Annotated in this window: 16 protein-coding genes; 7 read left to right on the plus strand and 9 right to left on the minus strand. The window is 62.8% G+C overall.

The window, feature by feature from the left end; translation table 11 throughout:
* The first annotated feature begins 5 nt into the window (after positions 1-5).
* From ACK5NW_RS07170 to ACK5NW_RS07180, 3 genes are all read left to right on the plus strand, one after another.
* Positions 6-977 (plus strand): LysR substrate-binding domain-containing protein, encoded by a 972-nt coding sequence (locus ACK5NW_RS07170; RefSeq protein ID WP_416926502.1) that lies wholly within the window; start codon positions 6-8, stop codon positions 975-977.
* A gap of 91 nt (positions 978-1,068) precedes the next feature.
* Complete coding sequence (locus ACK5NW_RS07175; RefSeq protein WP_416926504.1) at positions 1,069-1,530, plus strand: hypothetical protein; 462 nt, start codon at positions 1,069-1,071, stop codon at positions 1,528-1,530.
* The gene (locus ACK5NW_RS07180) at positions 1,527-3,455 is read left to right on the plus strand and encodes a C13 family peptidase (RefSeq protein WP_416926506.1); all 1,929 of its coding nucleotides are present in this window, start codon (positions 1,527-1,529) and stop codon (positions 3,453-3,455) included. Before ACK5NW_RS07175 ends, ACK5NW_RS07180 begins: the two co-directional genes overlap by 4 nt.
* A gap of 47 nt (positions 3,456-3,502) precedes the next feature.
* On the opposite strand, the gene ACK5NW_RS07185 is transcribed toward ACK5NW_RS07180, so the two are convergent.
* Positions 3,503-4,810 (minus strand): MFS transporter, encoded by a 1,308-nt coding sequence (locus tag ACK5NW_RS07185; protein WP_416926508.1) that lies wholly within the window; start codon positions 4,808-4,810, stop codon positions 3,503-3,505.
* Entirely contained in the window at positions 4,803-5,222 is a 420-nt protein-coding gene (locus ACK5NW_RS07190; RefSeq protein ID WP_416926510.1) for a group II truncated hemoglobin, read from the minus strand. The genes ACK5NW_RS07185 and ACK5NW_RS07190 overlap by 8 nt, the downstream gene beginning before the upstream one ends.
* Positions 5,223-5,478: 256 nt before the next feature.
* Between ACK5NW_RS07190 and bfr the strand changes: the two genes are divergently transcribed.
* Entirely contained in the window at positions 5,479-5,946 is a 468-nt protein-coding gene (gene bfr / locus ACK5NW_RS07195; RefSeq protein WP_416926512.1) for a bacterioferritin, read from the plus strand.
* 82 nt (positions 5,947-6,028) lie between these two features.
* Here the strand turns inward: bfr and guaB are convergent, their stop codons facing one another.
* Positions 6,029-7,498, minus strand: a complete 1,470-nt coding sequence (guaB, locus tag ACK5NW_RS07200; protein WP_416926514.1) for an IMP dehydrogenase — start codon at positions 7,496-7,498, stop codon at positions 6,029-6,031.
* A 191-nt stretch (positions 7,499-7,689) separates the two neighbouring features.
* On the opposite strand from guaB, the gene ACK5NW_RS07205 reads away from it, so the two are divergent.
* Entirely contained in the window at positions 7,690-8,235 is a 546-nt protein-coding gene (locus ACK5NW_RS07205; protein WP_416926516.1) for a DUF4124 domain-containing protein, read from the plus strand.
* Between the two features lie 81 nt (positions 8,236-8,316).
* Here ACK5NW_RS07205 and ACK5NW_RS07210 read toward each other — a convergent pair whose 3' ends face one another.
* Both ACK5NW_RS07210 and ACK5NW_RS07215 read right to left on the minus strand, forming a co-directional pair.
* On the minus strand, positions 8,317-8,652 hold the full coding sequence (locus ACK5NW_RS07210) for an RnfH family protein (protein WP_416926518.1): 336 nt from the start codon (positions 8,650-8,652) through the stop codon (positions 8,317-8,319).
* A 9-nt stretch (positions 8,653-8,661) separates the two neighbouring features.
* Positions 8,662-9,114, minus strand: coding sequence for a type II toxin-antitoxin system RatA family toxin (locus ACK5NW_RS07215; protein ID WP_416926520.1), 453 nt, complete (start codon positions 9,112-9,114; stop codon positions 8,662-8,664).
* 103 nt (positions 9,115-9,217) lie between these two features.
* On the opposite strand from ACK5NW_RS07215, the gene smpB reads away from it, so the two are divergent.
* Together smpB and ACK5NW_RS07225 are read left to right on the plus strand one after the other, a co-directional pair.
* Positions 9,218-9,697 carry an SsrA-binding protein SmpB gene (smpB, locus tag ACK5NW_RS07220; protein WP_416926522.1) on the plus strand — a complete coding sequence of 160 codons (480 nt, stop codon included), beginning with the start codon at positions 9,218-9,220 and terminating at the stop codon, positions 9,695-9,697.
* A gap of 154 nt (positions 9,698-9,851) precedes the next feature.
* Positions 9,852-10,271 carry an ATP-binding protein gene (locus ACK5NW_RS07225; RefSeq protein ID WP_416926524.1) on the plus strand — a complete coding sequence of 140 codons (420 nt, stop codon included), beginning with the start codon at positions 9,852-9,854 and terminating at the stop codon, positions 10,269-10,271.
* A gap of 108 nt (positions 10,272-10,379) precedes the next feature.
* Here ACK5NW_RS07225 and ubiD read toward each other — a convergent pair whose 3' ends face one another.
* From ubiD to ubiT, 4 genes are read right to left on the minus strand one after another with little or no spacing between them, the layout of a single operon-like run.
* Positions 10,380-11,864 carry a 4-hydroxy-3-polyprenylbenzoate decarboxylase gene (gene ubiD / locus ACK5NW_RS07230; RefSeq protein WP_416926526.1) on the minus strand — a complete coding sequence of 495 codons (1,485 nt, stop codon included), beginning with the start codon at positions 11,862-11,864 and terminating at the stop codon, positions 10,380-10,382.
* A 54-nt stretch (positions 11,865-11,918) separates the two neighbouring features.
* A complete protein-coding gene (locus ACK5NW_RS07235; protein WP_416926528.1) occupies positions 11,919-12,503 on the minus strand; it encodes a UbiX family flavin prenyltransferase in 585 nt (194 codons plus the stop codon).
* Positions 12,496-12,897 carry a putative zinc-binding protein gene (locus ACK5NW_RS07240; RefSeq protein ID WP_416926530.1) on the minus strand — a complete coding sequence of 134 codons (402 nt, stop codon included), beginning with the start codon at positions 12,895-12,897 and terminating at the stop codon, positions 12,496-12,498. The genes ACK5NW_RS07235 and ACK5NW_RS07240 overlap by 8 nt, the downstream gene beginning before the upstream one ends.
* Complete coding sequence (ubiT, locus tag ACK5NW_RS07245) at positions 12,894-13,412, minus strand: ubiquinone anaerobic biosynthesis accessory factor UbiT (RefSeq protein ID WP_416926532.1); 519 nt, start codon at positions 13,410-13,412, stop codon at positions 12,894-12,896. The genes ACK5NW_RS07240 and ubiT overlap by 4 nt, the downstream gene beginning before the upstream one ends.
* Between the last annotated feature and the right edge of the window lie 15 nt (positions 13,413-13,427).

Consider the following 13,427-nt stretch of genomic DNA (forward strand, 5'->3'; position numbering starts at 1 on the left):
ATCTCATGGATTCCTCTCACCGCATCCGCGCCATCGTCTCCTTTGTGCAGACCACCGATTCGGGCAGCTTTGCCGCCGCAGCGCGGGCGCTGGGCATCAGCGCAGCCGCCGTGAGCAAAAACGTCGCCAGCCTGGAGCAGGCGCTGGGCGTGCGCCTTTTGCACCGCACCACGCGCACGCTGTCGCTGACCGCCGAAGGCACGGCCTTTTTGCACCGTGCGCGCGTGGCGCTGGATGCGCTGGATCAGGCCGTAGACGCCGTGGCCGCGCAGCGCGCGCAGCCCGTGGGGCAGGTGCGCATCTCCAGCAGCCAGGCGTTTGGCGTGGCGCACCTGATGCCTGCGCTGCCGCCACTGCTGGCGCAATACCCGGGCTTGTCGGTCGAGGTGGACTTTGACGACCGCGTGATCGATCTGGTGCACAGCGGCTACGACATGGCGCTGCGCGGCGGCCATATTGAAGACAGCGCGCTGGTGTCGCGCCCGGTGTGCCGCTTCAAGCTGATTCTGGTGGCCTCGCCCGCCTACCTGTCGGCGCACGGCGTGCCCCGCACACCGGATGATCTGCACACCCATCGGTTGATTGCGCGCCGCTTTCTGGGCGGGCGCGTGATGCCGTGGGCGTTGTCACCAGCGCAGGAACAAGGTCAAAATAAAAGCGTGCCGTTTGACGTGTCAAACCACGCCACACTCACCCTGTCAGCGCCCGAGGCCGCACTGCAAGCCGCGCTCAACGGCGCAGGCATCACCCAAACCGCGTTGCACCTGGCCTGGCCGCACCTGAAGGCAGGCACGCTGAAGATGGTGCTGCATCCGCAGTTTCAACCAGGCGATTACGAGCTGGTCATGCAATACCCTCACCGCGCCTTGATGGCCCCGCGCGTGCGCGTCACGCTCGATCACCTGTCCGCCGCCTTTGCCAAAGATGAAGCCCTGCATGTGCCGCTGGCCGAAGCGGCGCGCTTTGCTGCGTCGTGAACTGGTGCAGAAACAAAACCATCCTGCACCTTGCCCCGCTATCATCATCGGCCACACCACATCGACCAAGCAACATCAGGGAAGGACGCGCATGTGTGATTTTTACGGCGGCTTCAAGCTGTGCACCTGCGATGTGCAAGGCATCGAGCTGGACACCCGCGCGCCCAGCCACCCCTGGATGCGCATCAAGCACAACCAGCCTGCCGACTTTGTCGGGCCACAGCCGCTGCACTATCTGTGGATGCTGCACCACGCACACGGCGAGGACGTGGAAGGCACCACCATGGGCCGTGCCATCTTGCCCAGCCGCTCGGTCGGGCGTGGGCTGGATGCCGACTGGCTGTGCTATCTGCTCAACCAGCAACACTGCTTTGACTTTGACTACCAGCCGCAGCAGCAAGACACGTTGACCCTATTTCCCAGCTATCAAAGCCTGGGCTATCTGTCGGCCGTGTACCTGGACGGTCGCTGGTGCGACTACGCCTACATTTTTTCTGACATGGACTTTCAAGCCGTCGGCCACGGCCTTGTTTTGCCGGAGCACACCGCATGACCTTCTCTCTTCGCTTGCCCCTTCGTCCTGCTGCATCTGCCCTGCTGGCACTGGCCGCGTGCTTGCCGCTGCCCGCCGCCGCCGCGCCACGCTGCCCACCGCACCTAAAATCGCTCGACTTGCCCGACGGCGGACGCTACTGCGGGCAAATGCAGCGCGGCAAGCTGCACGGCCAGGGCCGCATCGACTGGAAGGATGATGAACATTACGAAGGCCAGTTTGCGGGCGGCTTCATGCAAGGGCGCGGCCACATCGTGACCCCCGAATTCGAATACACCGGCCAGATGCAGCGCGGCCGCATGCACGGCCAGGGCAAGCTCACGCGCGACGATGACTGGACGTACGAAGGCGAATTTGCCGACAACCGCATGCACGGGCAGGGCAAACTGACCCTGGGCCTTATGACCTACGAAGGCCAGTTTCTGAAAGACTTATTCACTGGCCACGGTCGATTCACCGATAGCAACGGCGGCACGATGGAAGGTAGATTCGACAACTTCGAGCCTCAAGGCAAGATGACCATCACCTGGCCCACGGGCGACCGCTACGAAGGCCCGCAAATGGGCAACATGCCGCACGGCGAAGGCGTGTGGACGCGCGCTGACAAGGCGGTAGTGCGCGGCGTATTCAGCTTTGGCAGCATCGACGGTAAAGCCCGCATCGAATACCCCGACGGAGCCATTTACACCGGCCCGGTTGATCGCCAAATGATGCCCCAGGGCAAGGGCGAGCTGCGCTACCCCAATGGCAACGTGTACGCAGGCCGCCTGAGCGCCGAGCGACCCGACGGCCCAGGCACCCTGACCCGCGCCGACGGCAGCGTGCAAACCGGCTACTGGCAGGCGGGTGAATACAGCGGCACGACAGCCCCCGCCCATGCCGCTGGCGACGACGCGCAGGAAGACACGCCTGAAGTGGCCGAGCGCAACAACGAAGCCGCCCTGTACAACCAGCCCGCCCTGCTGCAAAGCCAGTGGGATCAGTTGCAATCGAGCAGCATTTTTGGCGCACCGCGCATGTACGCGCTGTACGTGGCGGGCGATGGCTCGCAAGAGGTATTCCGCCGCGAAGTTGCTTACGTCGATGATTTGTTCGCGCGCCGCTTTGGCACACGCGGGCGCTCAGTCAGCCTGGTCAACAGCCGCAGCAGCATTGAACGGCTGCCGCTGGCCACCGCGCACAGCATCGAACTGGCCTTGCAGCAACTGGCGCAAAAAATGAACCGCGAGCGCGATGTGCTGTTCGTCTTTTTAACCAGCCACGGCTCGGAAGACCACCAACTCAGCTTAGGGATGCGCGGCCTGCGTCTGCCTGATCTGCCCGCCCAACGCCTGGGCGAGCTGCTCAAGGCCAGCGGCATCCGCAACCAGATCGTGGTGGTGTCGGCCTGCTACTCCGGCGGCTTTGTGCCCGCGCTGCAAGGCGATCGCACCTGGGTCATCACCGCCGCCAGCGCCGACCGCACCTCGTTCGGCTGCGCCGACGACAACCAGTTCACCTACTTCGGGCGCGCCCTGTTCAAAGACGCCCTGGCCGAATCAGCCTCCTTGAGCGAAGCCTTCGCCCGCGCTGACCAACTGGTGCGCGAATGGGAAGATCGCGATGCCAGCCAAACCGGCGGCACCTTGCCGCGCGCACCAGCCGCCTTTGGCGGCACGCCAGAAGCGGTGCCCACGCCAAACCCGGTGCCCGGCGCTTCGCCTGATCCCACGTCCAAGCCAAAAACCAGCGCAGCCAAAGCCGATGGCCGATCCTTGCCACGCTCAGTCGTGACGCCGGCCTTTCAGGCCGAGATGGACGCCTGGTTCCGCCGCCACCCCGCGCCTGCCAGCCCAAGCACCGGTAACACTATCAACAAAGCAGCAGAAAACACGGCAGACAGCAGTACGGCGAAGGCTTTCGGTTCTGGCATGCGGCAAGAATAACCACCCAATGAGCCGTGAACGCTTTTCCATCAAGCGCAAGAAGCTATTTATTTTGAAGCATCCAGGCGTGCATCACGTGCTGCCTGCACCGCACGCCAGATCAGCAGCCCCAGCGCCAGCAACGCGGGCACGGCCAGCGCGCCCACCGCCACGCGGTAGCTGCCACTGCCTGCGGCCAGTGCACCAAAGGCGGGCGAGCCGCACACCACGCCCAAAAAGGTGAACATCAGCGTGCCGCCAGTGGCCACCCCCGCCTGCCCCGGTGGGGCCTGCCGCGCCACGGCGGCCAGGTACACGCCGTTCCAGCCGATGGCCGACGCGCCCAACAGCGCCACCACGGTCCACAGCCACGCGGTGGACGTGGCCACAGGCAACGCAGCCAGCAGCAGGCTGCCCACCACGATCAGCACCGCCAGCAGCATCAACGTGCGGCGCGGCCCCAGGCTGCGATCAGCCAGCGCCCCCCAGGCAATGCGCCCCACCACGCCTGCCGCCTGCGATACCGACAGCGCCACCCCAGCGGCCAGCAGCGTCATCGACAAGGCCACGTTCAGGTAAGTGACCAGATACGCCGTCACCGACACCTGCACCGACGAGAACAAAAACGAACACGCCGCCAGAATACGCAGCGACGGATGGCGCAGCACCATCATCACCGGCCCCAGCAGCGCGCGCCAAGCCAGCGCCTGGTTGGGTTGGCGGTCGGCGTCCAGCGCCGCACGCAGCGGCTGCGCCAACGCCACGCACCCTGCGCAGGCCAACGCTACCAGTGCCAGCGCGCCTTGCCAGCCCAGCCACAGCGTCAACCCCGGCATCAGCGCGCCCGCCAGCATGCCGCCCAGTGGTACGCCGGTTTGTTTGATGGAAAACACCAGCGACAGCCGGTGCGCGGGGGTTGTCAGCGCCAGCAAATGTGAGCTGGCCGGAGTGATCGGCCCATAGCCCGCCCCCACGCACAGCGCGCCCAACACCATCGCAGGCCACCAGGCCGTAGCGCACAGCAGCATGCCCAGGCCGCACAGCAGCAAACCGATCTGGCTGACGCGGATGGCTCCCCAACGCCGCACCAGCGTACCGCCCACCAAACTGGCCCCCATGGCCGCCACGTAGCACACCGCCACATACAAGCCCACCAGCGTGGTCGATACCCCCAGCGCCTGCGCCACGGCGGGTGCCACGGCGGGCAAGGCCAGCAAGGCCATCGACACCATGGCCTGCACGGTGGTGGTAATCACCAGGCTGCGCCAGGGATTGGCGTCCACCAGCGGTGGTGTGGATGATGACGTGGGTGGAGCAGCAGACATGGGCGAAGCAGATGCTTCGGGCGGCTCAGGCGGTACGGCAGGCTTAGACACCTTGGTTGCACATCCAGTCGGCGGTTTTAAAAAAACTGTGGTGCAACTGCGTGCGCAGCGGCTCGGCCACCGCCAGCTCGCGCATGGCCTGGTCCATGCAGGCCACCCATTGATCGCGCTCTGCCGCACCAATGGCAAACGGCAGGTGGCGCATGCGCAGACGCGGGTGACCAAAGCGCTGCACGTACAAATCCGGCCCACCCAGCCAGCCGCTCAAAAACCAGAACAGCTTTTGCCGCGCACTGTCCAGCGTGGGGCCGTGGGTGGCACGCACGGCGGCGTAGGCAGGCTCCAGATCCATCAGGTCGTAAAAGCGCTCGATCAGCGCGCGCAGCACCGCCTCACCACCCAACTGCTGATAAGGCGTGGCTTGGATTGATGTCTCACTATCAGCTTCAGATTGGAGGGTCAAAATAGGCTCCAACGCTTTATACACCAGCGCAAGCAGCTATCAAATATATAGTATATTAAGTTACCATGAAGGGCATGGCCTGTTGCGCATTCTAGGCAGACTTGAGTATCGTCGTAGCACGTCAGTGCAACGCCCACACACTGGCAACCTCTTGACAAAAACAGCTTCACTTGATCGAAGCATGTAGCCATATCCGACCCGCGCAACCTACAATCAAAAACATCAATCGACCGCATCATCATTCCAAGGAAGGTCCATGCAAGGCAACCCCGACGTTCTCAAATACCTCAACAAACAACTGGCTGGCGAGCTGGCCGCGCGCGACCAGTATTTCATTCACGCCCGCATGTACGAAGACTGGGGCTACAAGCGCCTGTTTGATCGCAGCCAGCACGAGATGGAAGAAGAAACCACGCACGCCGCCGTGCTGATTGCCCGCATCCTGATGTTGGGCGGCACGCCTGTGATGGTGCCCGAACCGGTGAACGTGGGCCACGACGTGCCCAGCATGTTCCAAAGCGATCTGGCGGTGGAGTTCAAAGTGCGTGACGAACTCAAAGGTGGGATCGCCCTGTGCGAGCAAAAGCAGGACTACGTGACGCGCGATTTGCTACTGACCCAGCTCAAAGACACTGAGGAAGACCACGCCCATTGGCTGGAGCAGCAGTTGTCGCTGATCGAAAAAATGGGGCTGCAAAACTACCTGCAAAGCCAGATGGGCTGAATCTGTCAAGCGGCAAGCCCTGATTCGACAGGGCTTTAAAAATTTCAGCCCCAGCCCAAACGTGATGGGGGCCTGGAAAAAATCAATCCGCCCGGTAGTTCGGCGCTTCTTTCGTGATCTGCACGTCGTGCACATGCGATTCACGAATACCAGCGGCGGTGATTTGCACAAACTCGGCCTTGTCGCGCATATCATCTACCGTGGCGCAACCACAATAGCCCATGCTGGCGCGCAGGCCACCAGCCATCTGGAAGATGATGGCGACCACGCTGCCTTTGTAGGGCACGCGGCCTTCAATGCCTTCAGGCACCAGCTTGTCGGCGTTGGGGTTGCCGGTGCTGCTTTCTTGAAAATAACGGTCGGCACTGCCCTGCTGCATGGCACCAATGCTGCCCATGCCGCGGTAGCTTTTGTAGCTGCGGCCCTGGTACAGCACGATTTCGCCAGGCGCTTCTTCAGTGCCCGCAAACATGCCCCCCATCATCACGGTGCTGGCCCCAGCGGCAATGGCCTTGGAGATATCGCCCGAAAAACGCACGCCGCCATCGGCAATCAGCGGCACGCCGCTGCCTTTAAGGGCTGTGGCGACGTTGTCAATGGCGGTGATTTGGGGTACGCCCACGCCCGCCACGATGCGAGTGGTGCAAATGCTGCCGGGGCCGATACCCACCTTGACGCCATCGGCACCCGCCTCGGCCAGCGCCTTGGCAGCAGCGCCGGTAGCGATGTTGCCGCCGATCACATCCACCTGCGGGTAGTTCTGCTTGACCCAGCGCACGCGCTCGATCACGCCTTTGCTGTGACCGTGCGCGGTGTCGACCACGATGGCGTCCACCCCGGCCCTGACCAGCGCCTCAACCCGCTCTTCGGTACCTTCGCCCACACCGACAGCAGCACCCACGCGCAGGCGCCCGGATTCGTCGCGCGCTGCGTTCGGGAAGCTGGTCTGCTTGGTGATGTCCTTGACGGTGATAAGCCCCTTCAAGCGGTCAGCGTCATCAACAATCAACAGTCGCTCCAGCTTGTGCTTGTTGAGCAGCAGCTTGGCGTCGTCGTGGCTGGTGCCTTCTTTCACCGTGATCAGGCGCTCGCGCGGGGTCATGATCTCGCGCACGGGTACGTCGTAGCGGGTTTCAAAGCGCAGATCGCGCCCAGTGACGATGCCCACCACCTTGCCGCCGTCAATCACCGGAAAGCCGCTGATGCCCAATTCATCGCTGAGCTGCATCACTTGCAGCACGGTGTGCGCAGGGGTGATCACCACCGGGTCGCGCAGCACGCCGCTCTCGTAGCGCTTGACCTTGGCCACTTGCGCCGCCTGATCCTGCGCACTGAGGTTCTTGTGCACGATACCGATGCCACCTTCCTGCGCGATGGCAATGGCTAGGCGCGCTTCAGTGACGGTATCCATCGCGGCTGAAACCAGAGGCAGGTTCAGGCGAATGCGGCGGGTGAACTGTGTGGAAAGATTGACGTCCTTGGGCAGGACTTGAGAAAACGCGGGCACCAACAACACATCGTCGAAGGTCAGCGCATTGCCGAGAAGGCGCATGGGTAAATAGCTCCAAAAAATGAATTTTACCCGCGCTGGTCACCTGTGCCTGTGCCACCACACCCAGCGACACCCAGCCGCGCAAGTGTGCAAAACGCACGCCCTGTGACAGCCGCTTGTCGCCAAAGCGCCGCCGTTGAGGGGTACAGTGACACCCAGTTGTAACAACCAGCTAGACTCTTGGCCCATCTATGAAAGCTCATCGCGCCCTGTTTTTCGGACTTGCCCTGGCTTGCAGCCTGAGCGCATTCGCCCAGTACTCGTGGATCGACAAAACTGGCCGCAAGGTCTTCAGTGACCGACCGCCTTCCAACGACGTACCTGCCAAAAATGTGCTGACACAACCACGTGGCGCTGGCTCAGGCGTTATTACCGTGACGCCTAGCGCTGAAGAAGCTGCTACGACCACCGCTGCCTCAACTAAACCTGCCGCCACGGCTGCTGCCGCACCCGCCAGCGCAGCCAGCGCCGCGCCCTCGGGTCAAGACAAGGCTCTGGAAGAAAAGAAAAAGCAGGCCGAGGCAGCAGAAGCCGCCCAGAAAAAAGCCGACGCAGATCGCCTGGCCGCCGCCCGTGCCGACAACTGCAAACGTGCCATGAACTCCAAGGCCATGCTTGACTCCGGCCAGCGCGTGGCCCGCATGAACGACAAGGGCGAGCGCGAAATCATGGACGACACCCAGCGCAGCGCCGAGCTGGAGCGCATCAACAAGATCATCGCAGCAGATTGCAAATAATCAGCTTGGCCGACATCACCAAAAACGCGCCTTGAAGGCGCGTTTTTTTATGCCCTCCCGACCTGCTGCTTTGCTTGCATTTCAATACCCCGGCTTCGCTCCCAGCCTGCGCTGCGCAAACAGGCCCGCCGAACGCGCACCCTGCTTGCCAAAGCGTTCGCGCCGTGCCAGCTTGGGATCGACGCGCAGTGGCCGCCAGATTTCCACCCGGTCACCATCACGCAGCAGTTGGGTCAACGGGGTTTTGCGCCCCCACACGCCAACATGGTCTGTGCTGACATTCCAGTCCGGCTCGCCCAGGCCGCTGGTGGTCACCGCCGCTTGCACTGTCGCACCTTCAGGCAGTACCAGCGCCACTTCACGCACCTGCCGGGGTGCGGGCGCGTCGCATACGGTGACATGAATCACGCCGCTCATAAGGCAACTTCACAAAGCAGGCGCGCCGTACACGCTTTCGGCACGCTGCACAAAAGCATCCACCAAAGAAGCGGCGATTTTGTCGAACACCGGCCCCACCACCGAAGCCAGCATCTTGTTGGAAAAGCCGTAGTCCATTTTCAAATCAACCCGGCAGGCGCGCTGGGTTTCATCACCCACGGGGGTAAACGTCCACAAGCCTTCCAGTTTGGAAAACGGCCCGTTCAGCAGATGCAGGCGCACTTCGCGGTCCGGCACGTGCACGTTGCGGGTGGTAAATGTCTGAACAACGCCTTTAAAGCCAATGCCCACCTCCGCCGTCATGCCAAGCGCGTGACGCTCCAGCACCTTGCCACCGTTGCACCAGGGCAGAAAGTCGGGGTAACGCTCAACATCAACCACCAGCTCGTACATTTCGCGGGCGGCGTACCAGATCAGAACGGACTTGTGGACAGATTTCATAGAATGCGCAGCGCTGTCCATTGTAGAGTCACGCTCTTTGCCCTCACTTTGCCGTCAGCGCATGCGGCTTGCATCCTGCCCTGCCGCGCCCATATAACCCTTCATGGCCAGCTCCAAACCCAAATCGCCCAACCCGGTGATCGCCGAAAACAAAAAGGCCTCGTTCAACTACTTCTTTGAAGAACGTTACGAGGCCGGTATGGTGCTGCATGGCTGGGAAGTCAAGGCCCTGCGCGCAGGCAAGGCGCAACTGACCGACGGTTATGTGGTCATCAAAGGTGGCGAGCTGTTCGTCATCGGTGCGCAAATCAACCCCCTGGGCACCGCCAGCACCCATGTGCGGCCCGACGCCGTGCGCACCAAAAAACTACTCATGCACAGCGAGCAAATCCGCCGCCTGATCGGCAAAGTAGAGCAAAAAGGCTACACCCTGGTGCCCATCAATCTGCACTGGAAAAACGGCCGCGTGAAATGCGAAATAGCCCTGGCCAAAGGCAAAGCCACGCACGACAAGCGCGACACCATCAAAGAGCGCGAGGGCAAGCGCGAGGTTGAACGCGCCATGAAGCAGCGCCACCGCTGAACGCACGTCCTGGCTCACACTCTGCGGCATAGCGCATTGCTTGCCAATGGATACACAAGCAGCCCCTGAACCACAGCCCCTACGCCACTGCACCCGCTAAACTGGGCTGCCATTTCATTTAGATTTCACTTCGGCACGCAAGGAGTTCCCGGCCATGAAAAACACGATCCTCATCACCGCCATTGCCGCCGCTGCCCTCAGCGGTTGCGGCATGTTCAACAAATCATCCGACACAGCCGCCCCGGCCAAAACCGCCAGCAGCCCCAGCACCCCCACGCAAACCGCCGAAGGCGTGCTGATTGGCCCTGACGGCCGCACCCTGTATGTGTTTGCCCAAGACGTGGCGGGCAGTGGCAAATCGGCCTGCGTAGACACCTGCGCCGTCAACTGGCCACCGCTGACCGTCACTCCCACCGCCCAAGCCCTGGGCGACTACAGCATCGTCAATCGCACCGACGGCACCCGGCAATGGGCCTACAAAGGTATGCCGCTGTACTACTTCATCAAGGACGCCAATCCCGGTGATCGCTCGGGTGACGGCGTGGGCGGCAACTGGCGCATCGCCCGTCGCTGACTGACCCACACACATCAAGCACGACCGTGCACGGCGCACCCAGCCCGCCAGGGTGGTGCGCCGTTTTTTGCGCCGCTTCGCCGTCCAACCAGATGGGGCCGCAGCACCTCACAGCCCCAACGCCTTCGCCAGCGCATCCATGCGCGCTGTGATGGCCGCATCCATGGCGATCGGGCGACCCCATTCACGCTGCGTTTCACCGGGCCACTTGTGGGTGGCGTCCAGCCCCATCTTGCTGCCCAAACCGGCCACGGGCGAGGCAAAATCGAGGTAGTCGATCGGCGTGTGCTCGATCAGCATGGTGTCGCGTGCTGGATCCATGCGCGTGCTCAGCGCCCACACCACTTCTTTCCAGTCGCGCGCATCCACATCTTCATCGACCACCACAATGAACTTGGTGTACATGAACTGGCGCAGATGGCCCCACACCCCCATCATCACGCGCCGCGCATGCCCCGCATAAGCCTTGCGCATACGCACCACGGCTAGGCGGTAACTGCACGCCTCGGGTGGCAAATAAAAATCCATGATTTCGGGAAAAGCACGCTGCAACAGCGGCACAAACATTTCATTCAGCGCCAGACCCAGCATGGCTGGTTCATCGGGCGGCTTGCCAGTGTAGGTGCTGTGATAAAGCGCGTTTTCACGCAGGGTGATGCGCTCCACGGTCAGCACCGGAAATTCGGCGCGCTCGTTATAGTAGCCCGTGTGGTCGCCGTAAGGGCCTTCCATGGCGTGGTGCCAGCCGCTGGGGTGATCGGCATCAGGTCGAATGTGGCCTTCAAGCACGATCTCGGCCCGCGCTGGCACCGACAACGGCACCCCCAGCGCGGGGGCAACCTCGGTGCGTGCGCCGCGCAATAAACCGGCAAATTGGTATTCGCTGAGCGCGTCGGGCACCGGCGTGACAGCACCCAGCAAGGTGGCTGGGTCGGCCCCAATGGCCACAGCCACTGGATAAGGCTGGCCAGGGCGCTGGCGGCAGTGCTCGGCAAAGTCCAGCGCGCCACCACGGTGCGCCAGCCAGCGCAGGATGAGGGTATTGGCCGACAGCAGTTGCTGACGGTAAATGCCCAGGTTCTGGCGCGCTTTCAGCGGCCCCCGCGTGATGGTCAGGCCCCAGGTGATAAGCGGTGCCGCATCACCCGGCCAGCAACGCTGGACAGGCAGGCGGCCCAGATCGACCTCGTCGCCTTCCCACACCATCTGCTGGCATGGCGGACGCTGGACGGTGACGGGGGCCATGCGCCAAAGACTTTTGAGCAGCGCACGCCGTCCCCACAGATCACGCATGCCCTGGGGCGGTTCAGGCTCTTTGAGCTGAGCCAGCACTTCACCAAATGCACGCATCTCGCTCAGATCAGCCAGACCCAGCGCGCGCGCTACCCGCTCAGGCGTGCCGAACAAATTGGTGAGCACTGGCATGTAATGGCCAGCGGGCCGCTCAAACAGCAGGGCCGGGCCGCCTGCGCGCAGCACGCGGTCACTGAAGGCGGTCATCTCCAGATCGGGTGACACCGGCTCGGCAATGCGACGCAACTGGCCATCTGCTTCAAGCCGGGTCAAAAAGTCGCGTAATTCACGGTGCGGCATGATGAATTAAATCAGCGATTAACGCCTGAATATTCAGGCATTCAAGCTATGAAATCAGGAGCTTTCAGGCAAACCTGTCCAGCGCGGCGCAAGATTGCCTGGCAGATCAAGAAGATCCAGCACGCGGGCCACGCTGTGCTCAACGATGTCATCCAGCGTGCTGGGGCGCTGGTAGAACGCGGGCATCGGCGGGCAGACCACCGCCCCCATTTCGGTGACTGCGGCCATATTGCGCAGGTGCACCAGATGCAGGGGCGACTCGCGCGTCAGCAGCACCAGACGGCGGCGTTCTTTCAGCGTGACGTCGGCGGCACGTGTGAGCAGGGTATCGGCCAGGCCGTGGGCCACGGCGGCCAGCGTGCGCATGGAGCAAGGGGCCACCACCATGCCCTGCGCCACAAACGAACCGCTGGCAATGGCTGCGCCAACATGATTGACGTCGTATGCGGTGTGGGCCAGCGCCTGCACGGCACTGCAATCCAGGCCCAACTCGTGGTGCAAGGTGCGCCATCCGGCGTCAGAAACCACCAGGTGCGCCTGCACCTGCGGCAGATCGCGCAGCGCGCGCAAAAGACGTATGCCATACACCGCACCGCTGGCACCTGAGATGCCAACGATGATGCGGCGCACGTCAGTCATGGTGCGCGAGTTCGGGTTGCTGGGCCAGCACTTCGGCTTCAATGCATGCCAGCACCTCGGCGGCTTGCCCAGGATCGAAGTCCTGGTGGGTGCGTTTTTTCACCCCATAGTGGTGCAACTGGTAGTGGCGTGCAGGCGCAATGCCGTGGCGGGCCAGCGAGCTTTTGACGCACACCAGTGGGCAGCCATCCAGCGCAATGATGGGGCGGCCCGAGCGCGCAGTTTTCATCAGATGCGGCACATCGCCGCCCACACCGGCGATGCACGACATTTCGGCCACGCCCCGCCGGTCAAGTTGCAGCGCCACATGGTTGGCCAGTTGCGCCGCGCTGGAGCAGCCCGAGCACGAATAGACCAAGGGATGTTGACCGTTCAATGAGGCGGTCGTGCTCATGGCCGATCTCCAAAAACAGGGGGCAAAGGCGGCAGGTAACGCGCCAGGTGCGGTGCCTTGCGCATGAGCACCGCGCGGGGCGACCAGTGGGCAGGGTCAAGCACCGGCAACTCAATCGCGTCCAGCGCGTTCTTGACCACCAGGCCCAGCTCGGTGTCGCCTTCCATCACCAGACGGCGGTTGAAAAACAGGGTGTCCGGGTCTTGGCGTTTTTGGGCCAGCAACAAAAAATCTTGTGCATTGGCGCTGATGGTCAAGTCGGGTGCCGCTTGCGGCGGGTTGGGCGCAAAGCGTCGGCCTGTCCAGACAAAGTCAAACGTCAGGTGCGCATCGCGCACGCGAATCGACAGGCGCTTGTCTTGCAGCAGGGCCTTAACGTCAGCGGGCAGGTGGCGCGCCAGTGCAAGATTGATGGCGGCCACCAGCAAGGCGGAGCCTGGATACGCAGGCAGGCGCGCAAGCATGGCACCCACAGGGCGGGGCAAAGTGAAGGAGGCAGGTGGTGGTGTGATCATGACGGTCAACTCTCC

The organism is Ottowia sp. (genome assembly GCF_047975795.1).
In the GTDB taxonomy this organism is placed as follows: Bacteria; Pseudomonadota; Gammaproteobacteria; order Burkholderiales; family Burkholderiaceae_C; genus Ottowia.

Coding starts and splice junctions, on each gene's coding strand:
- ACK5NW_RS07170 (WP_416926502.1), top strand. CDS start 6: ATGGATTCCTCTCACCGCATCCGCGCCATCGTCTCCTTTGTGCAGACC.
- ACK5NW_RS07175 (WP_416926504.1), top strand. CDS start 1,069: ATGTGTGATTTTTACGGCGGCTTCAAGCTGTGCACCTGCGATGTGCAA.
- ACK5NW_RS07180 (WP_416926506.1), top strand. CDS start 1,527: ATGACCTTCTCTCTTCGCTTGCCCCTTCGTCCTGCTGCATCTGCCCTG.
- bfr (WP_416926512.1), top strand. CDS start 5,479: ATGCAAGGCAACCCCGACGTTCTCAAATACCTCAACAAACAACTGGCT.
- guaB (WP_416926514.1), bottom strand. CDS start 7,498: ATGCGCCTTCTCGGCAATGCGCTGACCTTCGACGATGTGTTGTTGGTG.
- ACK5NW_RS07205 (WP_416926516.1), top strand. CDS start 7,690: ATGAAAGCTCATCGCGCCCTGTTTTTCGGACTTGCCCTGGCTTGCAGC.
- ACK5NW_RS07210 (WP_416926518.1), bottom strand. CDS start 8,652: ATGAGCGGCGTGATTCATGTCACCGTATGCGACGCGCCCGCACCCCGG.
- ACK5NW_RS07215 (WP_416926520.1), bottom strand. CDS start 9,114: ATGAAATCTGTCCACAAGTCCGTTCTGATCTGGTACGCCGCCCGCGAA.
- smpB (WP_416926522.1), top strand. CDS start 9,218: ATGGCCAGCTCCAAACCCAAATCGCCCAACCCGGTGATCGCCGAAAAC.
- ACK5NW_RS07225 (WP_416926524.1), top strand. CDS start 9,852: ATGAAAAACACGATCCTCATCACCGCCATTGCCGCCGCTGCCCTCAGC.
- ubiD (WP_416926526.1), bottom strand. CDS start 11,864: ATGCCGCACCGTGAATTACGCGACTTTTTGACCCGGCTTGAAGCAGAT.
- ACK5NW_RS07235 (WP_416926528.1), bottom strand. CDS start 12,503: ATGACTGACGTGCGCCGCATCATCGTTGGCATCTCAGGTGCCAGCGGT.
- ACK5NW_RS07240 (WP_416926530.1), bottom strand. CDS start 12,897: ATGAGCACGACCGCCTCATTGAACGGTCAACATCCCTTGGTCTATTCG.
- ubiT (WP_416926532.1), bottom strand. CDS start 13,412: ATGATCACACCACCACCTGCCTCCTTCACTTTGCCCCGCCCTGTGGGT.